Origin of the sequence: Pseudomonas sp. PDM01 (genome assembly GCF_014852325.1) — a bacterium.
Lineage (GTDB): Bacteria > Pseudomonadota > Gammaproteobacteria > Pseudomonadales > Pseudomonadaceae > Aquipseudomonas > Aquipseudomonas migulae.
The window spans coordinates 78,149-104,376 of record NZ_JACVBK010000007.1 but is presented as its reverse complement, the minus strand read 5'-3'; the positions used below and the strand labels follow the sequence as shown (position 1 = coordinate 104,376).

General features: G+C 58.3%; 19 protein-coding genes. 15 read left to right on the top strand and 4 right to left on the bottom strand.

The annotated features are described in order from the left end of the window. Nucleotides 1–227 precede the first annotated feature (227 nt). The 10 genes from IB246_RS18625 (at nt 228) to IB246_RS18580 (ending at nt 14,501) form a co-directional block, all read left to right on the top strand. On the top strand, nt 228–944 hold the full coding sequence (locus IB246_RS18625) for an SIMPL domain-containing protein (protein ID WP_008037440.1): 717 nt from the start codon (nt 228–230) through the stop codon (nt 942–944). A gap of 919 nt (nt 945–1,863) precedes the next feature. After that, nucleotides 1,864–3,465: an ABC transporter substrate-binding protein gene (locus IB246_RS18620; protein ID WP_008036272.1), complete on the top strand. Its 1,602-nt coding sequence runs from the start codon at nt 1,864–1,866 to the stop codon at nt 3,463–3,465. A 258-nt stretch (nt 3,466–3,723) separates the two neighbouring features. After that, nucleotides 3,724–5,349, top strand: a complete 1,626-nt coding sequence (locus tag IB246_RS18615; RefSeq protein WP_008036270.1) for an ABC transporter substrate-binding protein — start codon at nt 3,724–3,726, stop codon at nt 5,347–5,349. 308 nt (nt 5,350–5,657) lie between these two features. Then, entirely contained in the window at nt 5,658–7,259 is a 1,602-nt protein-coding gene (locus IB246_RS18610; RefSeq protein ID WP_008024394.1) for an ABC transporter substrate-binding protein, read from the top strand. A 172-nt stretch (nt 7,260–7,431) separates the two neighbouring features. Beyond that, nucleotides 7,432–8,850 (top strand): OprD family porin, encoded by a 1,419-nt coding sequence (locus IB246_RS18605; protein WP_008036267.1) that lies wholly within the window; start codon nt 7,432–7,434, stop codon nt 8,848–8,850. 77 nt (nt 8,851–8,927) lie between these two features. After that, complete coding sequence (locus IB246_RS18600) at nt 8,928–10,523, top strand: ABC transporter substrate-binding protein (RefSeq protein ID WP_008036266.1); 1,596 nt, start codon at nt 8,928–8,930, stop codon at nt 10,521–10,523. Between the two features lie 74 nt (nt 10,524–10,597). Next, on the top strand, nt 10,598–11,608 hold the full coding sequence (locus IB246_RS18595; protein WP_008024401.1) for an ABC transporter permease subunit: 1,011 nt from the start codon (nt 10,598–10,600) through the stop codon (nt 11,606–11,608). 10 nt (nt 11,609–11,618) lie between these two features. Further along, complete coding sequence (locus IB246_RS18590) at nt 11,619–12,542, top strand: ABC transporter permease subunit (protein ID WP_008024403.1); 924 nt, start codon at nt 11,619–11,621, stop codon at nt 12,540–12,542. Nucleotides 12,543–12,552: 10 nt separating this feature from the next. After that, on the top strand, nt 12,553–13,521 hold the full coding sequence (locus IB246_RS18585; RefSeq protein WP_192230116.1) for an ABC transporter ATP-binding protein: 969 nt from the start codon (nt 12,553–12,555) through the stop codon (nt 13,519–13,521). Continuing rightward, entirely contained in the window at nt 13,521–14,501 is a 981-nt protein-coding gene (locus IB246_RS18580; RefSeq protein ID WP_008024408.1) for a peptide ABC transporter ATP-binding protein, read from the top strand. The genes IB246_RS18585 and IB246_RS18580 overlap by 1 nt, the downstream gene beginning before the upstream one ends. A gap of 183 nt (nt 14,502–14,684) precedes the next feature. On the opposite strand, the gene IB246_RS18575 is transcribed toward IB246_RS18580, so the two are convergent. Together IB246_RS18575 and IB246_RS18570 are read right to left on the bottom strand one after the other, a co-directional pair. Next, a complete protein-coding gene (locus IB246_RS18575) occupies nt 14,685–14,930 on the bottom strand; it encodes a hypothetical protein (protein WP_008036264.1) in 246 nt (81 codons plus the stop codon). A gap of 350 nt (nt 14,931–15,280) precedes the next feature. Further along, nucleotides 15,281–16,864 carry a peptide chain release factor 3 gene (locus IB246_RS18570; protein WP_008024413.1) on the bottom strand — a complete coding sequence of 528 codons (1,584 nt, stop codon included), beginning with the start codon at nt 16,862–16,864 and terminating at the stop codon, nt 15,281–15,283. A 465-nt stretch (nt 16,865–17,329) separates the two neighbouring features. Between IB246_RS18570 and IB246_RS18565 the strand changes: the two genes are divergently transcribed. The 5 genes from IB246_RS18565 to IB246_RS18545 all read left to right on the top strand — a co-directional run bounded on the left by IB246_RS18565 (nt 17,330) and on the right by IB246_RS18545 (nt 22,854). Beyond that, a complete protein-coding gene (locus IB246_RS18565; RefSeq protein ID WP_008036263.1) occupies nt 17,330–18,046 on the top strand; it encodes an ABC transporter permease in 717 nt (238 codons plus the stop codon). Between the two features lie 20 nt (nt 18,047–18,066). Continuing rightward, entirely contained in the window at nt 18,067–18,960 is an 894-nt protein-coding gene (locus IB246_RS18560) for a glycine betaine ABC transporter substrate-binding protein (protein WP_008036262.1), read from the top strand. Between the two features lie 12 nt (nt 18,961–18,972). Then, entirely contained in the window at nt 18,973–19,626 is a 654-nt protein-coding gene (locus IB246_RS18555; RefSeq protein ID WP_007942812.1) for an ABC transporter permease, read from the top strand. After that, nucleotides 19,623–20,777 (top strand): betaine/proline/choline family ABC transporter ATP-binding protein, encoded by a 1,155-nt coding sequence (locus IB246_RS18550; protein ID WP_008036261.1) that lies wholly within the window; start codon nt 19,623–19,625, stop codon nt 20,775–20,777. Before IB246_RS18555 ends, IB246_RS18550 begins: the two co-directional genes overlap by 4 nt. A 913-nt stretch (nt 20,778–21,690) precedes the next feature. Further along, a complete protein-coding gene (locus IB246_RS18545; RefSeq protein ID WP_008024420.1) occupies nt 21,691–22,854 on the top strand; it encodes a type III PLP-dependent enzyme in 1,164 nt (387 codons plus the stop codon). A 50-nt stretch (nt 22,855–22,904) separates the two neighbouring features. Here the strand turns inward: IB246_RS18545 and IB246_RS18540 are convergent, their stop codons facing one another. Together IB246_RS18540 and IB246_RS18535 are read right to left on the bottom strand one after the other, a co-directional pair. Next, the gene (locus IB246_RS18540) at nt 22,905–23,804 is read right to left on the bottom strand and encodes a hypothetical protein (RefSeq protein WP_008036259.1); all 900 of its coding nucleotides are present in this window, start codon (nt 23,802–23,804) and stop codon (nt 22,905–22,907) included. A 116-nt stretch (nt 23,805–23,920) separates the two neighbouring features. Beyond that, nucleotides 23,921–26,179 (bottom strand): alpha-xenorhabdolysin family binary toxin subunit A, encoded by a 2,259-nt coding sequence (locus tag IB246_RS18535; protein WP_008036258.1) that lies wholly within the window; start codon nt 26,177–26,179, stop codon nt 23,921–23,923. Nucleotides 26,180–26,228 lie beyond the last annotated feature (49 nt).

Here is a 26,228-nt window from a genome sequence, read left to right as displayed (position 1 = left end):
CCGCGTCTATAAGGCCGCCTTCGCGGGCAAGTCGGATCGCCGCCCGCTCGCTCGCTCCTACAGGAAAATGCATTCTGGCGTAGGAGCGAGGCTTGCCCGCGAAGGCCGCGACGCGGTCAACCATCTGTATAGAAGTTGTAACTGTGCGAACCGGATCATTAAAGCTAGAGTCTGATGGTTTCACGCAGGCTCGGACCTAACCCCTGCGCATCGTCCAAGGAGTTTTCATGCACACTTTCCGCCGCAGCGCCGCCCTTCTCGCCCTCAGCGTTGGCACCGTCGCCAGCCTCCCGGCCATGGCCGCCGACGAGCTGCATTACAACCAGATTTCCCTGCGCGCCGAAGTCAGTCAGGAAGTTGCCCGCGACCTGATGATCGTGACCCTCTACACCGAAGAACAAAACACCGACCCGGCCAAACTCGCGGCCGACGTCAGCACCACCATGAACAAAGCGCTGGCCCAGGCCAAGCAAGTCAAAGACATCACCCTGCGCCAGGGCAGCCGCAACAGCTACCCGATCTACGACACCAAGGGCCAGAAAATCACTGGCTGGCGCGAACGCGCCGAACTGCGCCTGGAAAGCTCCGACTTCGCCGCCCTGTCGAAACTGACCGGCGAACTGCTCACCGACCTGAAAATGGGCGGCATGGACTTCGCCATCGCCACGCCAACCCGCAAGGCCAGCGAAGACGCCCTGCTCAAAGACGCCGTGACCGCCTTCAAGGCCCGAGCACAACTGGCCACCGACGCGCTGGGCGGCAAGGGTTACAAAATCGTCAACCTCAACCTGAACAGCAACGGTTATCCACAACCGTACATGCGTGGGCCGATGATGATGAAAGCGGCCAGCATGGATGCCGCACCGGTTACGCCGGAAGTTGAAGCGGGCACCAGCCAGGTCAGCATGACGGCGGATGGGTCGATTGAAGTATTGATGCCTTGATTCGATAACCCGTACACAGAAACGGCGATCACCGGAGTGATCGCCGTTTTTTTATGGTCCGGCAAAATCGACGCCCCCCGATCCTGTAGGAGCCGGCTTGCTGGCGAAAAATTCCGGATTTTGCGGCGCTGTTTCGGACGCCATCGTCGGAACGCCGCCCGCAGCAAGCCGGCTCCTACAAAGGGCGTATTACATCCGCGAAATCAGGTCGTCTGACAGGCCGCCATCGCCGGCAAGCCGGCTCCTACAAAGGGCGTATTACATACGCGAAATCGGGTCGGCTGGAAGGCCGCCATCGCCGGCAAGCCGGCTCCTACAAAGGTTCGGGTACATCCGCGAAAGCAGGTCGTCTGGCATGCCGCCATCGCCGGCAAGCCGGCTCCTACAAAAGCAGGTCGGCGTACACCCGCTTTTCACCACTCATCAGGCCGAGCGTTAGCTCGCCTGCAGCTTTTGATTTTGATCTGCCCGCCCCTTCGGGAGGCCGAGTGGAGGTTCTGCGCAGTGGGCAGCCCGGCATGGATGCCGGGCTAGCCGCCCCCGGCCATGGATGGCCGATGGCGGCGGGCCCACGGAGCAGGACCGGAGCGAGGGAACGCCGAGCCTTAGCGAGGGGCCGGACGCCGGGGCGAGACCTTTTGGTTCCTTTTGGGGCGTTTGCCAAAAGGGACTCGCCGTAAGGGCGAAACCGTAAGTGGCCGTTACCGCAGGAATGGATATGTACACCCGAAAGAAAATGGTCGGCTACCAGGCCGCCATCGCCAGCAAGCCGGCTCCTACATGTCGATGCGCACACATCCGGCAACCAGCCTGAATATACCGAGATAGAGGGGTCCCCCTCACAAACGGATATTTCCGCCCACCCCGTCTACGACGCTACCCTGAGGAAAACACAGCGACCCAAACCCCCGGGGACTCCATGGAAAGAACCACCGTCAAACCACTCCTGCTCGCCCTAGCCCTCGCAACAACCGCCCCCTTCGCACAAGCCGCCACCACCCTGGTCTACTGCTCCGAAGCCAGCCCCGCCGGCTTCGACCCCAGCCAATACACCAGCGGCACCGACTTCGACGCCTCCGCCGAAACCGTCTTCAACCGCCTCACCCAATTCAAACGCGGCGGCACCGAAGTCGAACCCGGCCTGGCGACAAACTGGGACGTATCAAAAGACGGCCTCACCTACACCTTCCACCTGCGCGACGGCGTGAAATTCCACACCACCGACTATTTCACCCCGACCCGCGACTTCAACGCCGACGACGTGCTGTTCACCTTCCAGCGCCTGCTCGACCCGGAGAACGCGTTCCGCAAAGCCTATCCCGCCGAGTCCCCGTACTTCACCGATATGGACCTGAACAAAACGATCAAGAGCGTCGACAAAATCGACGAGCACACCGTGCGCTTCAGCCTGAACAACATCGACGCCGCCTTCATCCAGAACCTGGCGATGAGTTTCGCTTCGGTGCAATCCGCCGAGTACGGCGCGCAATTGTTAAAGGAAGGCAAAGCAGCCGACATCAACCAGAAACCCGTCGGCACCGGCCCGTTCGTGTTCAAGCGTTATCAAAAGGACTCGCAGATCCGCTACGTCGCCAACAAGGCGTATTGGAAACCCGAGGATGTGAAAATCGACAACCTGGTGTTCTCGATCACCCCGGACGCCGCCGTGCGCTTGCAGAAACTCAAGACCGGCGAGTGCCAGGTCAGCGGTTACCCGCGCCCGGCCGACATCGAGGTGATGGAGAAAGACCCGAACCTGCGCGTGCTCAAGCAGGCCGGGTTCAACCTCGGCTTCCTGGCCTACAACGTGACACACCCGCCACTGGACCAGCTCAAGGTGCGTCAGGCCCTGGACATGGCGATTGACAAACCGGCGATCATCAAGGCTGTCTACCAGAGTGCCGGGCAACTGGCGCAAAACGCCTTGCCTCCCGCGCAATGGTCGTATGACCCGAGTATCAAGGACGCTTCCTACGACCCGACAAAAGCCCGGGCGCTACTGAAAGAAGCAGGGGTTGCACCCGGTACCACCATTAATTTGTGGGCCATGACCGTGCAACGTGCCTCCAACCCCAATGCGCGGATGTCGGCACAGATGATCCAGCAGGATTGGGAGAAGGTCGGCATCAAGGCCAACATCGTCAGCTATGAATGGGGCGAGTACATCAAGCGCGCCAAGAACGGCGAACACGACGCGATGATCTACGGCTGGACCGGCGACAACGGCGACCCCGACAACTGGCTCGGCGTGCTCTACAGCTGCGCGGCCGTGAAGGGCAGCAACTACGCCAAGTGGTGCGACCCGGCCTACGACAAACTCGTCCAGCAAGCCAAGGTGTCCACGGACAAACAGCAGCGGGTGAAACTGTATCAACAGGCCCAACAAATCCTTAAGCAACAGGTGCCTATCACGCCGATCGCCAACTCGACGGTGTTCCAGCCGCTGCGCAAGGAAGTCACCGACTTCAAGATCAGCCCGTTCGGCCTCACACCCTTCTATGGTGTGGGTATAAATAAGTAACACCGCGCGCCAACCGGGTGCGCCCAGCGCCCCGGTTGCCCTTCGTCAGTGCGTGGTTTGCACCGAAAAAAATACACGCAAACGGTCAAATGCGCGTCAATTTATACATATGCGACATTAAGGTACGTTCGTGCCACTGTTTAAGGCTTGTGGCCATTCAACATCTTGCATTGGGTATGGCCCCTGCATAAGTATCCGCAGGCACGACTCACGAGGTCGTCCTCAAATTCAAAAATGACAACAAATCATGAGGCCACCATGCTTAAACACGCGGTCATTCCGTTTTTAGTCGGCGCCAGCTTGTTAGCTGCCGCACCTTTCGCCCAAGCGGCGACTAACCTGGTGTTCTGCTCCGAAGGGAGCCCGGCCGGTTTTGATCCTGGTCAGTACACCACCGGAACCGACTTCGACGCCTCTGCCGAAACCATGTTCAACCGTCTGACTCAGTTCGAGCGCGGCGGCACCGCCGTTATTCCTGGTCTGGCGACCAAGTGGGACATCTCCGATGATGGCCTGACTTACACCTTCCACCTGCGTGAAGGCGTCAAGTTCCACACTACCCCGTACTTCAAGCCGACTCGCGAGTTCAACGCCGACGACGTGCTGTTCACCTTTAATCGCATGATTAACAAGGATGATCCGTTCCGTAAGGCGTACCCGACCGAATTCCCGTACTTCACCGACATGGGGATGGACACCAACATCACCAAGATCGATAAAGTCGACGACCACACCGTCAAGTTCACCCTCAAAGAAGTAGATGCCGCGTTCATCCAGAACATGGCCATGAGCTTCGCCTCGGTGCAGTCCGCCGAGTACGCAGCCCAGCTGCTCAAGGAAGGCAAAGCCGCCGACATCAACCAGAAGCCGGTCGGCACTGGTCCGTTCGTGTTCAAGAGCTACCAGAAAGACTCCAACATCCGCTACACCGGGAACAAGGACTACTGGAAGCCTGACGACGTCAAGATCGACAACCTGATCTTCGCCATCACCACCGACCCTTCGGTGCGTATCCAGAAGCTGAAAAAGGGCGAGTGCCAGATCACTCTGTTCCCGCGTCCGGCCGACCTGAAGGCGCTGAAAGAAGACAAAACCCTGAAGGTGCCTGACCAGGCTGGTTTCAACCTGGGTTACATCGCCTACAACGTGATGGACAAGATCAAGGGTGACGACAAGCCGAACCCGATGGCCCAACTGAAAGTGCGTCAGGCACTGGACATGGCCGTCAACAAACAACAGATCATCGACTCGGTTTACCAGGGTGCAGGTCAAAAGGCCGTCAACGCCATGCCACCGACCCAGTGGTCTTACGACACCACCATCGTGGATGCTCCGTACAACCCTGAGAAAGCCAAGGAGCTGCTCAAGGAAGCCGGTGTGAAGGAAGGCACCGAAATCGTTCTATGGGCAATGCCGGTGCAGCGTCCGTACAACCCGAACGCCAAGCTGATGGCAGAAATGCTGCAGTCCGACTGGGCGAAGATCGGTATCAAGGCCAAAATCCAGAGCTACGAATGGGGCGAGTACATCAAGCGCTCCAAAGGCGGCGAAAACGGCGCGATGCTGATTGGCTGGAGCGGCGACAACGGTGACCCGGACAACTGGCTGAACGTGCTGTTCGGCTGCGACTCGCTGCAAGGCAACAACTTCTCCAAGTGGTGCGACAAGAAGTTCGACGGCATCGTCAAAGAAGCCAAGCGCACGACCGACCAGGGCAAGCGCACCGAACTGTACAAGCAGGCGCAACACGTCCTCAAAGACGCTGTTCCAATGACACCTATCGCTCACTCGACGGTGTTCCAACCCATGCGCAACGAAGTGCAGGATTTCAAGATCAGCCCATTCGGCTTGAACTCCTTCTACGGCGTTAGCGTCAGCAAATAAGATTTGGCAACGGCGACGTTTTTGACGTCGCCGTTGCTTTTTCTACCGAGAAAGCAGGAAACAACCTACATCCTATTCCGCTGAGCATTACAGCTGCGGCGTCGGACGCGTTGCCCTTTCCTACGAGTCTTTAGGACTCTACGCATTTACTGCCAGACTCGCGGCTCTTACCGTCGGGTTCTGACCAGTGCACGCGTGGGCTCTCGGTTTTTGCTGTACCTCATGGCTTGAGATCAGTGACGCCTCCACGTCCCCGGACGGGACAGCGGCGCATTGAAAACACTTAGCGAAAGAGAAAAGGGAGCGTCATGCGCCATACCTTGGTTTTATCCGCATTGCTGGGCACCGGCCTGCTGGCCGCCACTTCCATCAGCCAGGCCGCCAACAACAGCCTGGTGTTCTGCTCCGAAGGCAGCCCGGCTGGCTTCGACACCGCGCAGTACACGACCGCGACCGATAACGACGCCGCCGAGCCGTTGTACAACCGATTGGCAGAATTCGAAAAAGGCGCCACCAACGTCGTACCAGGCCTGGCAAAGAGCTGGGATATTTCCGAAGACGGCCTCAAGTACACCTTTCACCTGCGCGAAGGGGTGAAATTTCATACGACCAAGTACTTCACGCCGAGCCGTGATTTCAACGCCGATGACGTGCTGTTCACCTTCAATCGCATGCTCGATCCGCAGCAACCTTTCCGTAAGGCTTATCCAACCGAGTTCCCGTATTTCAACGGGATGAGCCTGAACAAGAACATCGCCAAGGTCGAAAAGACCGGGCCGCTGACCGTGGTCATGACGCTCAACAGCGTGGACGCCGCGTTCATCCAGAACATCGCCATGAGCTTCGCTGCCATCCTGTCCGCCGAATACGCCGACAAGCTGCTGGCCGAAGGCAAGCCGAGCGACATCAACCAGAAGCCGATCGGCACCGGGCCGTTCGTGTTCAAGAGCTACCAGAAAGACTCCAACATCCGTTACAGCGGCAACAAGCAGTACTGGGACCCGAGCCGGGTCAAACTCGACAACCTGATTTTCGCCATCAACACCGATGCGTCGGTGCGGGTGCAGAAACTCAAGGCCAACGAGTGCCAGATCACCCTGCACCCACGTCCCGCCGATGTCGAAGCGCTGAAGAACGACGCGAATCTCAAGCTCATCGAAAAGCCTGGCTTCAACCTCGGCTACATCGCCTACAACGTGCGCCACAAACCATTCGATCAGCTCGAAGTGCGTCAGGCGCTGGACATGGCGGTGAACAAGCAAAGCATTCTCAACGCCGTTTACCAAGGTGCCGGTCAACTGGCGCAAAACGCCATGCCGCCGACCCAATGGTCCTACGACGAGACCATTAAAGACGCCGCCTACAACCCGGAAAAAGCCAAGGAACTGCTCAAGGCTGCCGGCGTGAAAGAAGGCACCGAAATTACCCTGTGGGCGATGCCGGTTCAGCGTCCCTACAACCCCAACGCCAAGTTGATGGCCGAGATGCTCCAGGCTGACTGGGCGAAGATCGGTCTCAAAGTGAAGATCGTCAGCTACGAATGGGGCGAGTACATCAAGCGCACCAAGAATGGCGAGCACGACGTCAGCCTGATTGGCTGGACCGGTGACAATGGGGACCCGGACAACTGGCTCGGCACGCTTTACAGCTGCGACGCCATTGGCGGCAACAACTACTCCCAATGGTGTGATCCGGCTTACGACAAGCTGATCAAGCAGGCCAAGGTCGTCACAGACCGTGACCAGCGCACCGTGCTTTACAAACAGGCTCAGCAGTTGCTCAAGCAGCAAGTGCCGATCACGCCTGTCGCTCACTCGACGGTCAACCAGCCGTTAAGCGCCAAAGTCGAAGGATTCAAGGTGAGTCCTTTCGGCCGCAACGTGTTCTCGGGCGTCAGTATCGACAAATAACCGATTAGCCAAAAAACGCTGGGGGCGGATTCCGCCCTCACGCAAGCGTATTGCCGTTATTTGCCGATCAGGCCGACAGCAAACGTTTGCGAAGCCTTGTATGAGTTCCAAAACCAATAGCCGGATCACAAAAAAAGACCGGTATAAAAAAAGAAAGAAAGGAGCTTCACCCATGAAACTGAGCAGCACCGCGTTATTGGCCCTGGCCATCAGCAGCGTTACCGCCACGGCCTACGCTGAGTCCCAGAGTCAGGCTTTCACACCGGTCACCGTCAAGGAAAAGAGCGCCCAAAGCGAAGCCACCGGCTTTGTCGAAGGGCAATCGGTCACCGGCTCCACGCGTAACTGGTATGCGAATGAGTCGTTCAAGCGGGGCGCGACGCTCAACTATCGTAAAAATGGTGAGACTCACACGACTGACCGCCGCATCAACTGGGTGCAAGGCACGATCATCAAGTACAACTCGGGCTTCACCGAAGGCACTGTAGGCTTCAGCACCGAAATCGCCGCCTACAACGCCATTGCCCTGGACCGTGACCGTAAAGACCTCGCCTCCGGCAACGGCGGTGCGCCTGAGCCAGGTCGCTCCGGCCGTGGTAACAACCGTACGCTGACTGAAAATGGCGGTGACGCTGTTGATCAGTGGAGCAAACTGGGCCTGGCCAACGTCAAGGCACGCGTCTCCAACACCACACTGACGGCTGGTCGCCAGAATTTCAGCAGCCCGCAAGTGGATGTCATCGGTAACCGTCCCCTGCCTTCGAGCTTCGAAGGTGTGACCCTGCACAGCGAAGAGCTGGAAAACCTCTCCTTCGACCTCGGCACCTTCGACCGTAACTCGCCGCGTACCGAACAGAGCCAGCGCAAGTTCCGCTCCGAATACGGCGACGGCACAGCCGAAGCGGATCACGTCAACACCGCCGGTATCACCTACCAGCCGTTCGCCAGCCTGACCACCAGCCTGTGGGGCACCCAGGCTGAAGACCTGTGGAACCAGTACTACTTCGGCGCCAGCCATGTGTTGGGCGACAGCTCGATCCTGAGCCTGACCACCGGCCTGAACTACTACAAAACCGTCGACGAAGGTAAAGCCAAGCTCGGCCAGATCGACAACGACACCTACTCCCTGTCGTTCGGCCTGACCCACCAGGCTCACAGCCTGACCTTCTCGTACCAGGAAGTGAACGGTAACGAGTACTTCGACTACCTGCACGAAACCAACGGCATCTACCTGGCCAACTCCCTGTTGTCGGACTTCAACGGCCCGAACGAGAAATCCTTCCAGGTCGCCTACGGCCTGAACATGGCTGAATACGGCGTTCCAGGCCTGAAGTTCAACATCTACCAGGCGCGCGGCTGGGGCATCGACGGTACTCACTACAACAGCACCGGCTACGGCGACGTGAAAGGAATGGACGGCGAGCACCATTACGAATACGGCATCGGTGCTTCGTACGCCGTGCAGAGTGGCCCGCTCAAGGCGACCGCGATCCGCGCGACCTACACCGCTCACCGCGCCAGCGAAAACCAGGCGGATGGCAGCCTCAACGAGTTCCGTCTCGTGACCACCATCCCGTTCAACGTTCTGTAATGCACCCGCCGAACGGCTGATTCAGTGACGAATCTACCGTTCGGCTTTTGTCCTTAACTGATTGCAGAGGGCTCTTGATGAAAATGCTTCCCCTACGTGCGGCCATCGCTGCCGCGTTGCTGAGTGTTGCCGTTGGCGTCTCGGCCAAACCCTTGGTGGTTTGCACCGAAGCCAGTCCGGAAGGCTTCGACATGGTTCAATACACGACTGCAGTCACAGCCGATGCGGTGGCCGAAACCATCTTCAACCGCCTGGCGGACTTCAAGCCCGGTACCACCGAAGTGATTCCGGCACTGGCCGAGTCCTGGGACATCAGCGAAGACGGCCTGACCTACACGTTCCACCTGCGCAAAGGCGTCAAGTTTCACACCACCGAATACTTCAAGCCGACCCGCGACATGAACGCCGACGACGTGGTCTGGAGCTTCCAGCGGCAGCTGGACCCGAATCACCCGTGGCACAAACTGTCGAGCGTGGGCTTCCCGTACTTTGAAAGCATGGGCTTCAAGGAACTGCTGAAAAGCGTCGAGAAAGTTGACGACAACACGGTCAAATTCACCCTGACCCGCCGCGAAGCGCCGTTCCTGGCCGACATCGCCATGGCCTTCTCCTCGATTTACCCTGCCGAGTACGCCGACCAGTTGCTCAAGACGAACAAGACCGGCGACCTCAACAACAAACCGGTCGGCACCGGCCCGTTCGTTTTCCAGCGTTACGCCAAGGACGCTCAGGTTCGCTTCAAGGCCAACCCGGACTACTTCCGTGGCAAGCCGCCGGCTGACTCGTTGATCCTGGCCATCGCCACCGACAACAACGTGCGCCTGCAAAAGCTCAAGGCCAACGAGTGCCAGGTTGCGCTGTATCCGAAGCCGGATGACATCCCGAGCATCAAGAAAGACGCCAAACTGAGCGTCGATGAACTGAACGCGATGACCGTTTCGTACATCGCCATGAACACCACGCACAAGTACATGAGCGACGTGCGGGTGCGCAAAGCCATCGACATCGCCTTCGATAAAGAGGCTTATGTCAACGCGCTGTTTGGTAAAGGCAATGCGACAGTGGCGGTCAACCCGTTCCCGGACACGCTGCTGGGCTACAACCACAGCCTGAAAAACCCGGCCCGTGATCTGGACAGGGCCCGCGCCCTGCTCAAGGAAGCCGGCGTACCGGAAGGCACCACCTTCACCCTGTTCACTCGCAACGGTGGCGGCCCGACCAACCCGAACCCGATGCTCGGCGCGCAGATGATGCAGGCTGACCTGGCCAAGGTCGGGATCAAGATCGACATCCGCGTGATGGAATGGGGCGAAATGCTCAAACGCGCGAAAAACGGCGAGCACGACATGGTTTCCGCCGGATGGGCGGGTGATAACGGCGACCCGGATAACTTCCTGACGCCTATGCTCAGTTGCGAAGCCGCGAAGAACGGCGAAAACTATGCACGCTGGTGCAATGACAAGTTCCAGGCGCTGATCGACCAGGCTCGCGAAAAAACCGATCCGGCCGAGCGGGCAGCGCTGTACGAGCAGGCCCAGGTTATTTTTAACCAGGACCAGCCATGGATCAGCATGGCGCACACTAGAATGTTCACCGCTATGCGCAACAACGTAGAGGGCTATCACATTAGCCCCCTCACCACTAATAACTTCGCCACCACCCAGGTGAAGTAGATAAGAAAACTCCCGGTGTCCCTGACTCCAGGGACACCAGGCACGCCTAACCGGCTGATGAGGTACACCAGAAGATGTTTAGTTTTATTGCCCGCCGATTGGGGTTATTGATCCCCACGTTCTTCGGCATCACCTTGCTGACTTTCGCGTTGATTCGCATGATTCCAGGCGACCCCGTGGAAGTAATGATGGGCGAACGACGAGTCGACCCCGAAATGCATGCTCAGGCAATGGAACGCCTAGGTCTGAACAAACCGCTGTATGCCCAATACCTGGATTACATCGGCAAACTGGCTCACGGCGATCTCGGCGAATCCCTGCGTACCCGTGAAAGCGTGTGGAGCGAGTTCAGCTCTCTATTCCCCGCGACCCTGGAACTGTCCATGGCCGCCCTGTTGTTCGCCGGCATCCTGGGCCTTCTGGCCGGGGTGATCGCGGCACTCAAGCGAGGATCCCTGTTCGACCATGGGGTGATGGGCATCTCCCTGGCGGGATATTCGATGCCGATCTTCTGGTGGGGCCTGATCCTGATCATGTTCTTCTCGGTGTCCCTGGGCTGGACCCCGGTGTCCGGGCGGATCGACCTGCTCTATGACATCGAGCCGCGCACCGGCTTCATGCTCATCGACACGCTGCTGGCCGATGACGTCGGTGCGTTCCTCGATGCCCTGCATCACCTGATCCTGCCGGCCATCGTGCTCGGCACCATCCCGCTGGCGGTGATTGCGCGGATGACCCGCTCTTCGATGCTCGAAGTGCTGCGCGAAGACTACATCCGGACCGCCAAGGCCAAAGGCCTGTCGCCGTCTCGCGTAGTGTTCGTACACGGCCTGCGCAACGCGCTGATTCCGGTACTGACCGTGGTCGGCCTGCAAGTCGGCACATTGCTGGCCGGTGCGGTCCTGACCGAAACCATTTTCTCGTGGCCCGGCATCGGCAAATGGCTGATCGAAGCCATTGGCGCACGGGATTATCCCGTGGTGCAAAACGGCATCCTGTTAATCGCCTGCCTGGTGATTCTGGTGAACTTCATCGTGGACATCCTCTACGGCTTCGCCAACCCACGCATCCGTCACCAGCGCTGAGATCATGACCATGACCACTCCAGCTTCAACTACAAATCAAGCGGTAACAGTCGATCAAAGCCTGCTGTACCCGTCCCCGTACAAAGAATTCTGGCAAGCGTTCTCCAAGAACAAAGGCGCCGTCGCCGGCCTGATGTTCATGTTGCTGGTGATCTTCTGCGCGATCTTCGCGCCGTGGGTCTCGCCACATAACCCAAGCGAGCAATACCGTGACTTCCTGCTGACCCCGCCGTCCTGGCTGGAAGGCGGGCAAATCCAGTTCCTGCTCGGCACCGATGAACTGGGCCGCGACCTGCTATCGCGCCTGATCAACGGTTCGCGCCTGTCCCTGCTGATCGGCTTGTCGTCGGTGGTGATGTCGCTGATCCCGGGCATCCTGCTCGGTCTGTTCGCCGGCTTCTTCCCGCGCATCCTTGGCCCGACCATCATGCGTCTGATGGACATCATGCTGGCCCTGCCCTCGCTGCTGCTGGCCGTGGCGATTGTCGCCATCCTCGGCCCTGGCCTGATCAACACCATCATTGCCATCGCCGTCGTTTCGTTGCCGTCCTATGTTCGTCTGACCCGCGCTGCGGTGATGGGCGAGCTGAACCGCGACTACGTGACCGCCGCGCGCCTGGCCGGTGCCGGTCTGCCACGCCTGATGTTCGTCACCGTGCTGCCCAACTGCATGGCGCCGCTGATCGTTCAGGCCACCCTGAGTTTCTCCTCGGCGATTCTCGATGCCGCAGCCCTTGGCTTCCTGGGCCTTGGCGTACAACCGCCAACCCCTGAGTGGGGCACCATGCTGGCTTCGGCTCGCGACTACATCGAACGCGCCTGGTGGGTAGTAAGCCTGCCTGGTTTGACCATTTTGCTCAGCGTGCTGGCAATCAACTTGATGGGCGACGGCCTGCGCGATGCGCTGGACCCGAAACTCAAGAACGCCGCCTGAGGAGATTCAAATGTCACTGTTAGAAATCAAGAATCTCAACGTTCGCTTCGGCGACAAGAACGCCGTTCCGGTGGTCGACGGGCTCGACATTTCCGTGGACAAAGGCGAAGTGCTGGCCATCGTTGGCGAGTCGGGTTCGGGTAAATCCGTGACCATGATGGCGCTGATGGGCCTGATCGAGCATCCGGGGATCGTCACCGCCGACGCCCTGAATTTCGACGGCAAGAACATGCTCAAGCTCAGCAACCGTCAGCGTCGGCAAATCGTCGGCAAAGACCTGGCCATGGTCTTCCAGGACCCGATGACCGCGCTGAACCCGAGCTACACCGTCGGTTTCCAGATCGAAGAAGTGCTGCGCCTGCACCTGAAAATGTCCGGCAAGCAAGCGCGCAAACGCGCCATCGAACTGTTGGAAAAAGTGGAAATCCCGGGCGCCGTCAGCCGTATGGACGCCTACCCGCATCAACTGTCGGGCGGTATGAGCCAGCGTGTTGCGATCGCCATGGCGATTGCCGGCGAGCCCAAACTGCTGATCGCCGACGAACCGACCACAGCTTTGGACGTGACGATTCAGGCGCAGATCATGGACCTGCTGCTGGCGTTGCAGAAAGAGCAGAACATGGGCCTGGTGCTGATCACTCACGACCTCGCGGTCGTTGCCGAAACTGCCCAGCGTGTGTGCGTGATGTACGCCGGCCAGGCCGTAGAAGTCGGTCATGTGCCACAACTGTTCGACATTCCGGCGCACCCGTACAGCGAAGCGCTGCTCAAGGCGATTCCGGAACACAGCCTCGGCGCCTCACGGCTGTCGACATTGCCGGGCATCGTTCCCGGTCGTTACGACCGTCCGCAAGGCTGCCTGCTGTCGCCGCGCTGCCCGTATGTGCAGGACAGCTGCCGTGCGCAGCGTCCGACCCTTGACCCGAAAAGCAACAGCCTCGCCCGCTGCTTCTACCCGCTGAACCAGGAGGTGGCGTAATGGCCGTCGTACTTACCGCCCGCGACCTCACGCGTCACTACGAAGTGTCCCGCGGCCTGTTCAAGGGCCATGCGACCGTACGCGCCCTGAACGGTGTGTCGTTCGAACTGGAAGCCGGCAAGACCCTCGCTGTCGTGGGCGAGTCCGGTTGCGGCAAATCCACCCTGGCCCGCGCCCTGACGCTGATCGAAGAGCCGTCTTCCGGCTCCTTGAAAATCGCCGGGCAGGAAGTCGCCGGGGCTGACAAGGCTCAACGCAAACAACTGCGCAAAGACGTGCAGATGGTGTTCCAGAGCCCGTACGCCTCGTTGAACCCTCGGCAGAAAGTCGGTGATCAACTCGCCGAGCCGCTGCTGATCAACACCAGCCTCAGCGCAGCCGAGCGTCGCGAAAAAGTGCAGGCGATGATGAAGCAGGTGGGTCTGCGCCCTGAGCATTACCAGCGCTATCCGCACATGTTCTCCGGCGGTCAGCGCCAGCGGATCGCCCTCGCCCGCGCCATGATGCTGCAGCCTAAAGTGCTGGTGGCGGACGAACCGACCTCGGCGCTGGACGTGTCGATCCAGGCGCAGGTGCTGAACCTGTTCATGGACCTGCAGCAAGAGTTCAACACCGCCTACGTGTTCATCTCGCACAACCTGGCTGTGGTGCAACACGTTGCCGATGACGTGATGGTGATGTACCTCGGTCGCCCGGTGGAAATGGGCCCGAAGAACGACATCTACGAGCGTCCTCTGCACCCGTACACCCAGGCGTTGCTGTCGGCCACCCCGACCATTCACCCGGACCCGAACAAGCCGAAGATCAAGATCGTCGGCGAGTTGCCCAACCCGTTGAACCCGCCGTCGGGCTGCGCTTTCCACAAGCGTTGCCCGTACGCGACCGACCGTTGCAAAACCGAAGAGCCAGCCCTGCGCCCTCTCGATAACCGCCAGGTGGCTTGCCACTACGCCGAGCAATTCCTCGACGGCGCGGCATAACAGCGGGCTGAAAAAACCTGTAGGAGCGAGCCTGCCCGCGATGGAGTGTCAGCCAACACGGCTGTTACTGATACTCCATCGCGAGCAGGCTCGCTCCTGCAAGGGATAGGTGTTCTGTTCAAAAACCTCTTCTGGTTCGATTGCGCGTCAATCGGGTCGAAGGGGTTTTATTTTGCCTGCTACTCAGGCCCCTTCTTCCTCATCACTGTCCGGCTCGTCGGTGGTCGTATCATCATCGTCCGCGCTGCCGCCCTGCCCCTGATCACCGGGCTCTGATTCGGACTTGGCAATCATCATGCCGGTGTGCGTCATCTGCCCGCTCGATGCCTGGCTTTCGTGATCCTCACACTCGGCCCAGACCGCCGAACTGCCGAGGGCCAGCATCAGCAAAACCTTCAACAGCAGCACAACGCGTAGCAACCTGTTCATAGTCGATTCCATCCTTTTGCAGGTGAAACATCTGTACCTGTCTGGCGCTCTTTGAAATCTAGTTCCGATCAGCCGGGCTCTCCAGATAGGACGCTAACGAAGAGACGGAATGCGATGGCTTTAGAGATTGGTTGTGAATATGGCCTATAACCAAACCCGCTAACACGATGCTTTTCTGTAGGAGCCAGCTTGCTGGCGATGGTCGTTAACGATAACGCGCGCTGTCAGGATTAACGCGGCGTTCTCTGGTCCATCGCCAGCAAGCTGGCTCCTACAGGGGGGATTTGTGTCGGGCATTAAAAAACCCCGGTGCTTTCGCTACCGGGGCTTTTGGTTTTGCAGCTCAGCGCTTAGTGGTGCTCACGCGTCGCACGGAATTTCACGTCCGGCCAGCGCTCTTCCATCAACGCCAGGTTGACGCGGGTCGGCGCCAGGTAGGTCAGGTGACCACCGCCATCGACCGCGAGGTTTTCCACGGCCTTGACCCGGAACTCCTCGAACTTCTTCTTATCGTCGCAATCGATCCAGCGCGCGGAGTACACGGTGATCGGCTCGTAGGAGCACTCAACCTTGTATTCCTCTTTCAAGCGGCTGGCGACCACGTCGAACTGCAGCACACCGACGGCGCCGAGGATGATGTCGTTGCTGCGCTCAGGGAAGAACACCTGGGTCGCGCCTTCTTCGGCCAATTGCTGCAAGCCTTGGCGCAGTTGCTTGGATTTCAGCGGATCACGCAGACGCACGCGACGGAACAGTTCCGGGGCGAAGTGCGGGATACCGGTGAAGCCCAGGACTTCGCCTTCGGTGAAGGTGTCGCCGATCTGGATGGTGCCGTGGTTGTGCAGGCCGATGATGTCGCCGGCAAACGCTTCTTCCAGTTGCTCACGCTCGGAGGAGAAGAACGTCAGGGCATCGCCGATCCGCACGTCCTTGCCGGTGCGCACGTGGCGCATCTTCATGCCTTTTTCGTACTTGCCGGAGCAAATGCGCATGAAGGCGATACGGTCGCGGTGTTTCGGGTCCATGTTCGCCTGGATCTTGAACACGAAGCCGCTGAATTTCTCTTCGACCGGCTCCACGGTGCGCTCGTTGGCGACACGGGCCAGCGGTTTCGGTGCCCAGTTGACCACGGCGTCGAGCACGTGATCGACACCGAAGTTGCCCAGTGCGGTACCGAAGAACACCGGGGTCAGTTGGCCGTCGAGGAATTCCTGCTGGTTGAATTCGTGGCAGGCGCCCTGAACCAGTTCCAGTTGATCAACGAAGCGATCGTACTCGTCGCCCAAGTGCGCGCGGGCTTCATCGGAGTCGAGCTTTTCGATGATTTTCACATCGGTGCGCTCGTGGCCGTGGCCGGCGGTGTACACGATGATGTAGTCGTCGGCGAGGTGATAAACGCCTTTGAAATCGCGGTAGCAACCGATCGGCCAGGTGATCGGCGCAGCCTTGATCTTCAGGACCGCTTCGATTTCGTCGAGCAGTTCGATCGGGTCGCGGATGTCACGGTCGAGTTTGTTGATGAAGCTGACAATCGGCGTGTCACGCAGACGGCAAACGTCCATCAGCGCGATGGTCCGTGGCTCTACACCCTTACCGCCGTCGAGGACCATCAATGCCGAGTCCACCGCCGTCAGGGTGCGGTAGGTATCTTCGGAGAAGTCTTCGTGGCCCGGGGTGTCGAGCAGGTTGATCATGTGATCGCGATACGGGAACTGCATGACCGACGTGGTAATCGAGATACCCCGCTGCTTTTCCATTTCCATCCAGTCGGAGGTGGCATGGCGGTCGGACTTGCGAGACTTCACCGTGCCGGCAACCGCAATCGCCTTGCCCATCAGCAAGAGCTTCTCGGTGATGGTGGTTTTACCGGCATCGGGGTGGGAAATAATGGCGAAAGTGCGGCGTTTCGCGACTTCGGCGGCCTGTTTGGTCATGGGAAATCGCCTGGCGGTGATTCAAAAAAGGGCGGCGAGTATAGCGCAAACCGACCGCCACGGACCACCGCCCGCCCGGACGCGCGGACTTTTGTAGGAGCCGGCTTGCCGGCGATTGGGGCCGTACGCCTTGCGGTGATCTCTCGGCCCTCATCGCCGGCAAGCCGGCTCCTACAGGGTTGCGTTATGGCATCGAACGGGGGCGTGTTCGGTCATCAAGGGTGGCTATCTGCTGCTAATTATGGAACCTTTTAAAAGGTGGAGGCGTCCACTCCCCTGTTACGGCACTCGTCCCAGGGGCTTAAAAATCAGCAAGTTAGCCTGACGAGGCTGCGCTTATGGCTCGATTCATGTCCCTTCGCGGGCATAGAACGCGCTGCTTCTCGCGAACGCTTACTTCGGCAGCCAGGACTGGCATTGCCACACGAAGCTGCGTTCGCCGACAAAGAAAAAAGGAGTCCGCCTGTGGCTATTCGCTATGGCAAAGGGCTGACAGGAGGTGCGGTTGTCGTCGCCCTTCTGGCCCTGCTGGTCCACTGGATTGGCATCAACACGATCGAACAGTACCGCGACGATTTGTTGTTTTACCTGCAAGCTCATCTGATTCTCGTCCTCGCCTCCATGCTGGCCGCCCTTGTTGTGGGCATACCCGCCGGTATCTTCCTCAGCCGTCCGACCATGGTGGGACGCGCCGAACGCTTCATGCAGATCTTCAACATCGGCAACACCGTGCCGCCACTTGCCGTACTGGCCATTGCCCTGGGGATTCTGGGCATCGGCAGCGGCCCCGCGATCTTCGCCCTGTTCCTCGCCTCGCTGTTGCCGATCGTGCGCAACACCTATGAAGGCCTGAAAAATGTTCAGGGCTCCCTCAAGGAAGCGGCCGTCGGCATCGGCATGACGCCGACTCAAGTGCTGTGGCGGGTTGAACTGCCGAACGCCGTGCCGATCATCATCGGCGGTGTGCGTGTGGCGCTGGCGATCAACGTCGGTACTGCACCGCTGGCGTTCCTGATTGGCGCCAACAGTCTGGGCAGCCTGATTTTCCCCGGCATCGCCCTGAACAATCAGCCGCAACTGCTGCTCGGCGCGGCCTGCACCGCCCTGCTGGCCTTGCTGCTCGACGGCCTGGTGACACTCGCCAGCCGCCTCTGGCTCGAACGCGGCTTGCGCCCGTCTTAAGCCTCGGCAAAGGAATAATCATGAAGACATCAAGCTTTTTACTAGGCTGCGTTCTGCTGTTCTCGGGAATCGCCCAAGCCGCTGAAAAACCGGTGATCCGCATCGGCGCCCGGGTGTTCACCGAACAAACCCTGCTCGCGGAAATCACCTCCCAGTACCTGCGCACCAAGGGTTACGACACCCAGGTGACTGGCGGTCTGGGCAGCAACCTCGCTCGCAGCGCCCACGAAAGTGGCCAACTGGACCTGATGTGGGAATACACCGGCGTGTCGCTGGTGGCCTACAACCATGTCACCGAAAAACTCGACAGCGCTCAGTCCTACGCCAAGGTGAAAGAACTCGACGCGAAAAAAGGCCTGGTCTGGCTGACCCCGTCGAAGTTCAGCAACACCTACGCCCTGGCCCTGCCGGAAAAAACCGCGAAGGCCTACCCGCAGATCAACACCATCAGCGAGCTGAACACGGTGATGCAGGCTGAGGCGAAGACTAATCACCTGGTCGCGCTGGACACCGAGTTCGCCAACCGCTCCGATGGTCTGGACGGCATGGTCGACCTCTACAGCATGAACCTGACGCGCAAAAACATCCGCCAGATGGATGCAGGCCTGGTCTACACCGCCCTGCGCAATGGCCAGGTGTTCGCCGGTCTGGTCTACACCACCGACGGTCGCTTGAACGCCTTCAAGTTGAAACTGCTTGAAGACGACAAGCACTACTTCCCGGACTACACCGCCGCGCCGGTGGTGCGTCAGGTTTACCTCGATGCCCACCCGCAACTGGCGCAAGAGATCAAGCCGCTGGCCGAGCTGTTCGATGACGAAACCATGCGCCAGCTCAACGCGCGGGTCGATGTCGATCACGAAAGTCCTTCATCCGTTGCCGCCGACTTCCTGCGCCAGCACCCCATCAACTAAGGAGGAAAAGTCATGGAATTTCTCAACGCCTTTTCCCATCTCGACTGGCCGTTGGTGCTGCACCTGACCTGGCAGCACATCACCCTGGTCGGCATCGCCGTGACCCTGGCGATTCTGGTCGGCGTGCCGCTGGGCATTCTGATGACGCGTTTCCCGACGCTCGCCGGCCCGTTGCAAGCCAGCGCCACGGTGCTGCTGACCGTGCCGTCAATTGCACTGTTTGGCCTGCTGCTGCCGTTCTACTCCAAATTCGGCCAGGGCCTGGGGCCGATGCCCGCGATCACGGCAGTGTTTCTGTACTCGTTGCTGCCGATCATGCGTAACACCTACCTCGCCCTGACCGGCGTCGAACCGGGCATTCGCGAAGCCGCACGCGGCATCGGCATGACCTTCGGCCAGCGCCTGCGCATGGTCGAACTGCCCATCGCCGTGCCGGTGATCCTCGCCGGCGTGCGCACCGCCGTGGTCATGAACATCGGTGTCATGACCATCGCCGCGACCATCGGCGCCGGTGGCCTCGGTGTCCTCATTCTCGCTTCCATCAGCCGCAGCGACATGTCGATGCTGATCGTCGGCGCCGTGCTGGTCAGCCTGCTGGCCATCTTCGCCGACCTGCTTCTGCAATGGCTGCAACGCACGCTGACTCCAAAAGGACTGCTCAAATGATCGAACTTCAAAACCTCAGCAAGACTTTCCAAAGCAACGGCAAAGATGTGAAAGCCGTGGACTCGGTCAGCCTGACCGTCAATGAAGGCGAAATCTGTGTGTTCCTCGGGCCATCGGGCTGCGGCAAGAGCACCACGCTGAAGATGATCAACCGCCTGATCAAGCCGACCTCGGGCAAGATCCTGATCAACGGCGAAGACACCACCGACCTCGACGAAGTGACCCTGCGTCGCAACATCGGTTACGTGATCCAGCAGATCGGCCTGTTTCCGAACATGACCATCGAGGAAAACATCACCATCGTTCCGCGCCTGCTGGGCTGGGACAAACAGAAGTGCCACGACCGCGCCCGCGAGTTGATGAGCATGATCAAGCTTGAACCCAAGCAATATTTGAATCGTTATCCGCGCGAATTGTCCGGTGGTCAGCAGCAACGGATCGGCGTGATTCGCGCACTGGCGGCGGATGCACCGTTGCTGTTGATGGATGAACCGTTCGGCGCGGTCGACCCGATCAACCGCGAGATGATCCAGAACGAGTTCTTCGAGATGCAACGGGCGCTGAACAAGACCGTGATCATGGTCAGCCACGACATCGACGAAGCGATCAAGCTGGGCGACAAGATTGCAATCTTCCGCGCCGGCAAGCTGTTGCAGATCGATCACCCGGACACGCTGCTGGCGCACCCGGCGGACGACTTTGTCAGCAACTTCGTCGGCCAGGACAGCACGCTCAAGCGTTTGCTGCTGGTGAAGGCTGAAGACGCGGCGGACAACGCACCGTCCGTCAGCCCGGAGACGCCGGTGGCTGAAGCGCTGGAGTTGATGGATGAACATGACCGGCGTTATGTCGTGGTCACGGACGGTGAGAACAAGGCGCTCGGTTATGTACGACGTCGCGACCTGCACCGTCAGACCGGGGCTTGCGCGCAGTACCTGCGTGAGTTCAATGCCACGGCAGCGTACGACGAGCATTTGCGCATCCTGTTGTCGCGGATGTACGAGTTCAACCGCTCCTGGTTGCCGGTGATGGATGCCGAGCGGGTGTTTTTGGGGGAAGTGACGCAGGAATCGATTGCGGCCTATCTGAGCTCAGGACGCTCACGGGGCATGAAAACCAATATCGTGTCGCCGGCCGAGGCAGTCGCCTGACAGCCTGAATCGCTGGGTAAACATGCAAAACCTGTGGGAGCGAGCCTGCTCGCGATAGCACCTTGTCAGCCAACGAAGATGTTGAATTTGAAATTGCCATCGCGAGCAGGCTCGCTCCCACAAAAACCGCACAGCCTGTGACCGGAAAAAAATATCAACACCTGCCTCGGCAAGCGGCCTCCAAAAAGGTCCGCCGAAACAGTCAAAAAATCACTCAGCCGTCCTTTTCGCAGCTATCGTCGCCGATGTTGACGCCATCGCAGTTGTCTTTGAGTTGGCAGACATAAGCGTCGAACGTGCAGGTATTTTTAACACTTCAGATTTCCTCGGGAACATCGGCCTGTCATCTGTGTCGAGTACAAGGAGAGCTGGCGGCAACGTGCGTCAGACAAGTGCAAAAACGCGACATTTTTTGTTGATCTCAAGCCCCTCACGCCCTAAAGTTCGCGCCGAACGTCCATGCTGGAAACGATCCATCCGGCTCAAGTACTGACGACGAGACAGCAAGGCCAAGGGAAAGCACCGCTTCCCATGGCCTTTTTGCTTTCGGCGACATGCCTTGGGAAGTAGGCGAACCAAAGTGGGGATACGGAGGACGTTCAGGAGGGTGTGTCATCAATGAAATCACGAGTGCGCCGGAGCCTGCTTTTGCGCAGGGCAAGGCGCGAGGCCCGCGGTTTGGTTGTTCCAAATAAGGGACGAGCAACGCAGCCCTGCGCAAAAGCAGGCCCGGCCCTTCGGGTTGTGCCTGAGCGCGCGCCATGCTGCGTTGCAGGCCTTGCGAAGGGAATGACCATTAGCGGCGGCCTGCGCCTTGCCTGGCACGCGCTCAGGCGCAACGCACTCGCGATTTCATTGATGACACACCCTCGCACCCATTGATTAATCTAGTTTGCCAGTAGGAGTTCCCAGCATGTCGATCAACGTCGAAGACTATTTCGCGCGCGATACCTTTCAGAAAATGAAGGCTTTCGCCGACAAACAAGAAACCCCGTTCGTGGTTATCGACACCGCGATGATCAGCCAGGCCTATGACGACCTGCGCGCCGGTTTCGAATTCGCCAAGGTCTACTACGCCGTCAAGGCCAACCCGGCCGTCGAAATCATCGACCTGCTCAAAGAGAAAGGCTCGAACTTCGACATCGCCTCGATCTACGAGCTCGATAAAGTGATGAACCAGGGCGTCGGCCCGGATCGCATCAGCTACGGCAACACCATCAAGAAATCCAAGGACATCCGCTACTTCTACGAGAAGGGCGTGCGTCTGTATGCCACCGACTCCGAAGCCGACCTGCGCAACATCGCCAAGGCTGCACCGGGTTCGAAAGTCTACGTGCGCATCCTCACCGAAGGCTCGACCACTGCCGATTGGCCTTTGTCGCGCAAATTCGGCTGCCAGACCGACATGGCCATGGACCTGCTGATCCTCGCTCGCGACCTGGGCCTGGTGCCTTACGGCATCTCGTTCCACGTCGGCTCGCAACAGCGCGACATCAGCGTCTGGGACGCAGCGATCGCCAAGGTCAAAGTGATCTTCGAGCGCCTGAAAGAAGAAGACGGCATCCACCTGAAGCTGATCAACATGGGCGGTGGCTTCCCGGCCAACTACATCACCCGCACCAACAGCCTGGAAACCTACGCTGAAGAAATCATCCGTTTCCTCAAGGAAGACTTCGGCGACGACCTGCCGGAAATCATCCTGGAACCGGGCCGTTCGTTGATCGCCAACGCCGGCATCCTGGTCAGTGAAGTGGTGTTGGTCGCACGCAAATCCCGCACCGCCGTCGAGCGCTGGGTGTACACGGATGTGGGCAAGTTCTCCGGCCTGATCGAAACCATGGACGAAGCCATCAAGTTCCCGATCTGGACCGAAAAGAAAGGCGAAGTGGAAGAAGTGGTTATCGCCGGCCCGACCTGCGACAGCGCCGACATCATGTACGAGAACTACAAGTACGGTTTGCCGCTGAACCTGGCGATCGGTGATCGTTTGTACTGGCTGTCGACCGGTGCGTACACCACCAGCTACAGCGCCGTCGAGTTCAATGGCTTCCCGCCGCTGAAGTCGTTCTACGTGTAATACCGCTTGCTGTAACAACAGAAGGTCCATGACATGTCATGGACCTTTTTTTATGCCCGGGACCAGTACCGCATTTGTTCAGCCATCGACTTGACCTCTTCCAGCACATGCTCGACCTGCGCCAGAGCGCAGTTCAATTGCGAGAGTTTAATAGTCGGCCTGACGTTACGTAATTCAAGCTCAGCTACCGTCAGAAAGTGCTGCATTGCATAGAGGAAGTCGCTCAGATTGTGAATCGCCGAGCAGGCCTCTGTCTTGATCGCGAACAGTTCACGCAGATGCTCGTTCGCCCGCGCCTGACGCGCCTGTGCAGAATCGCCTGGACTGGCAGCGCCACTCAGCCCGGGCAGGCCTGATCCGCCATCCACGTACCAGGCTTCAAGTCGGGAATAGCGCGAGTGGCACTCACAGGATTTCAACGTCAACGACCGGAAAAACCGCTCGAACACGTTCTGGATATCATTGTGCAATTCCTGCGGCACAGCCTTGAAGTCCAACAGTGCAGACTTGGTACGACCCAGGCGCAGAGAAAGCTCGAAAGCCAGGCCGTCGACATCACTGGGAGGAAACCAGATCCACCACTGCGATCGGGACAGGCTGAATAATTTGTAGTTCACGGAGCTGATACTGAAAGAGCGGCCTTGCTTGTGCGACAGTTTGGCCAGTATTTGGCACTCCACGGTAAACACCTCGATGGAGTGCAAGTTCTCATCACACACCTTACCCAGCGCCGAAATATCAGCCTCAAGCCGTTCCAGATAACCGGTACTGAATGAAGCCAGCACTTTAAGACGCTCGGCGTCAGGTCCTGTCGTCGGCACATGTCCCTGACGCTGCAAGTTGTCCGAATGGCTTTTCAGTTGATCCAGCGTGGCGGGAAGTGCGCGGAGGAAATCGAAGTATTTTTTCAACGCAACGAAATGCGTCTTCGCAAGCAAAAACTCATACATGGCAAATAACCTGATGACACTGACGAAGGCCAGCGTGGAGAGCTGTCACTGATCACTATCAGGCAAGGGTCGCCATGCTCGATGAAAGCCACCCCTGCCATCAGTGAATGCTGGCGTTACGGCCGTGAAATTGGCGTCAGGAAGCCAATGAACTGGCTCGCTTCTTTAATGGCCCTGGCACTGCGCGTCGCGACATCACCCGCCGTATCGCCCTCCATGACCGTCAGGAATTGCTTGAATGCAGCAACAGCCAGCTTGTACTCGCCCACATAACGCTGGCGTTGGTCGTCCAGCGCATGAATCAAGTGGATAAACTCGATCTTGCCCACCGACTGATCGATATCCCGGTCTTTGAGCGCAATCTTTCGACCAAGCTCATTGACCTTGTCCTGAAGCTTGTTGCTTTCATGGATCATGTTGATGAAGGTGATGCCTGCGTTGATATCGGCCATGGCTTTCTTCAGTTCATCGATCGCAAACATCACGATCTGAGCTTGCGGCGGCGCCATGCCCAGCTCTTTGAGCTTGTCGATGGTCAAGGCAATGTCTTTGCCAATTTTCTCGATACCGGCTTTTTCGATTGCGCTGATTGCCTCGGACAAAACCTTGAGCTCACGTTGAAGCTTGACCTGAGTCTCGCTCAACGCTTGTTTGGACTCTTTGGCATCGAGTTGGTCTTTTTCCAGGCCAGCGATGTAACCCAATGTGGTACGTCGGTCATACCCGTCGCTGATGTTGGCCAGGCGAATACTCACTTTGCTCGCCTCGCTGCGCGTGATGGCGAGCATTTTTTTCAATGCCGCAATGAGATCCTCTTCAATCTCGTCGAACTCCTCTGAACCCTCAACGGCACCGGTCAATTCCTTTTCAAGCGCCACTAACTTACGAACCTTGGACTCCAGGTCCATCTTGCTGTTGAGGCTCGATTCACGCAGATCCCGGGCTGCGGCACCGACATCGCCGAGTAATCTTTGAAAGCGATCGAATACTCCCGGCAAGTAATTGAGCCGGATAAAAAGGGCTTCGGCCGCGACAGCATCGTCACGCATCGCGTGATGGCTGTCCTTCAGAACCTGAAGATTCGGCTCCGGGTAGTTCTGCTTGATGGAAAAAGTTGTCATTCTGGGTACCGCCCTTCCTTGGTCCTGGTTGTATTCCCGATCCGCTTCCTTGAACACTTCGATCAAGAGGTCCGCATCATTGTGGATTTGCACCCAAGGGCCGACGACCTCTCGGAATGACGACATGAAGCGCCTCAAACTCAGCGCATCGGTGATGCCCAACATGGCGTTCGACGATTCATCGACGTACCGATGCATGACATTCCAGACGTGTATGAGATTCTGCGTGGCCAGATCAGCATCAATGGCGATGACGGTCAGGTTTTGCAGATCCTGTTCGACACGCTTTAACGAACCGAGGGTCTGGTTCATGTTTCTCAGGACTTCAATGTCTTTGTCCTGCGCCGCGTTCAGTTCCTTGCGTACGGCTCGTACCGCCTCCGCTTCGACACCGTAGTAAATAGCCATTCCCAAGCCGAAAAGATTCAACCCGGCTGCCGAGCCCAGCGCCTTGTCGACCAACGCCTGGTATTGGGTATTCTTTTCCAGAATCTCTTCGGCACGACGGGCGATGACTTCATCGAGTTTCTTGACTTCCGCTGGATAGGAATTGGTTTGAATCAATGCCACGCGCAACTTGATACCTGGAAGCACTTTTTCACGCAGGTCATAACCAAACTTGTCCAGATCGGTTTTTATACCCCGGACACTCACCAGATTGGATGCAACCCTGTCGAATATTTTACCCAGGTAAAACTTCATGTCCGGAATCGTATCCGCATCAAGTTCTATACCGGGAAATTTATCGCCCAGTTCAAGTTGCAACTTTTTCAGTTGCTCCAGTGTTTTGACATTGTACTTTTCAAGCAATGGACCGGACTTCAGATCAAGGTAGACCTCTTCCATGTCTTCGCCGTAGCGCTGCATGCTTGCGCCAAACAGCTTCAGTTCGGTCCCGGTGATCATGATGCGTTCGCGCAGCGGTGACCAGCGCCTGGCGTGATCACGAGTTTCGACAAACGTCTTCAGGAAATCGGCGGCCCTGAGACCGGCACCGCCATCCTGGCCCGCACCGAATCGCAGATAGTCGGTGACATCCTTCAATGTATACGGAAGGGCCAAGCCTGCGGCTTCATACTTGCGCAGATCAATGATCTGTTTTTTTGTCAGTAACAAACCGGCTTCACGCGTCACATTGTCCGCATCCGCGCTGGACGCATCGGACAGGATCTTTGGAACTTCGGTTGCAAACTCGGTAATTTTCTCGTAGTTCGCCCCCCGTAAAGAGTTCTCCCACAATGTGTCATTGCTCATAACTACTCCATTAACTATAGGCATGAATATATTTAAATAATTTAAAGCA

Excerpts from the sequence above, each read along its gene's own strand:
- IB246_RS18625 (WP_008037440.1), top strand. The coding sequence starts at position 228 with ATGCACACTTTCCGCCGCAGCGCCGCCCTTCTCGCCCTCAGCGTTGGC.
- IB246_RS18620 (WP_008036272.1), top strand. The coding sequence starts at position 1,864 with ATGGAAAGAACCACCGTCAAACCACTCCTGCTCGCCCTAGCCCTCGCA.
- IB246_RS18615 (WP_008036270.1), top strand. The coding sequence starts at position 3,724 with ATGCTTAAACACGCGGTCATTCCGTTTTTAGTCGGCGCCAGCTTGTTA.
- IB246_RS18610 (WP_008024394.1), top strand. The coding sequence starts at position 5,658 with ATGCGCCATACCTTGGTTTTATCCGCATTGCTGGGCACCGGCCTGCTG.
- IB246_RS18605 (WP_008036267.1), top strand. The coding sequence starts at position 7,432 with ATGAAACTGAGCAGCACCGCGTTATTGGCCCTGGCCATCAGCAGCGTT.
- IB246_RS18600 (WP_008036266.1), top strand. The coding sequence starts at position 8,928 with ATGAAAATGCTTCCCCTACGTGCGGCCATCGCTGCCGCGTTGCTGAGT.
- IB246_RS18595 (WP_008024401.1), top strand. The coding sequence starts at position 10,598 with ATGTTTAGTTTTATTGCCCGCCGATTGGGGTTATTGATCCCCACGTTC.
- IB246_RS18590 (WP_008024403.1), top strand. The coding sequence starts at position 11,619 with ATGACCACTCCAGCTTCAACTACAAATCAAGCGGTAACAGTCGATCAA.
- IB246_RS18585 (WP_192230116.1), top strand. The coding sequence starts at position 12,553 with ATGTCACTGTTAGAAATCAAGAATCTCAACGTTCGCTTCGGCGACAAG.
- IB246_RS18580 (WP_008024408.1), top strand. The coding sequence starts at position 13,521 with ATGGCCGTCGTACTTACCGCCCGCGACCTCACGCGTCACTACGAAGTG.
- IB246_RS18575 (WP_008036264.1), bottom strand. The coding sequence starts at position 14,930 with ATGAACAGGTTGCTACGCGTTGTGCTGCTGTTGAAGGTTTTGCTGATG.
- IB246_RS18570 (WP_008024413.1), bottom strand. The coding sequence starts at position 16,864 with ATGACCAAACAGGCCGCCGAAGTCGCGAAACGCCGCACTTTCGCCATT.
- IB246_RS18560 (WP_008036262.1), top strand. The coding sequence starts at position 18,067 with ATGAAGACATCAAGCTTTTTACTAGGCTGCGTTCTGCTGTTCTCGGGA.
- IB246_RS18555 (WP_007942812.1), top strand. The coding sequence starts at position 18,973 with ATGGAATTTCTCAACGCCTTTTCCCATCTCGACTGGCCGTTGGTGCTG.
- IB246_RS18550 (WP_008036261.1), top strand. The coding sequence starts at position 19,623 with ATGATCGAACTTCAAAACCTCAGCAAGACTTTCCAAAGCAACGGCAAA.
- IB246_RS18545 (WP_008024420.1), top strand. The coding sequence starts at position 21,691 with ATGTCGATCAACGTCGAAGACTATTTCGCGCGCGATACCTTTCAGAAA.
- IB246_RS18540 (WP_008036259.1), bottom strand. The coding sequence starts at position 23,804 with ATGTATGAGTTTTTGCTTGCGAAGACGCATTTCGTTGCGTTGAAAAAA.
- IB246_RS18535 (WP_008036258.1), bottom strand. The coding sequence starts at position 26,179 with ATGAGCAATGACACATTGTGGGAGAACTCTTTACGGGGGGCGAACTAC.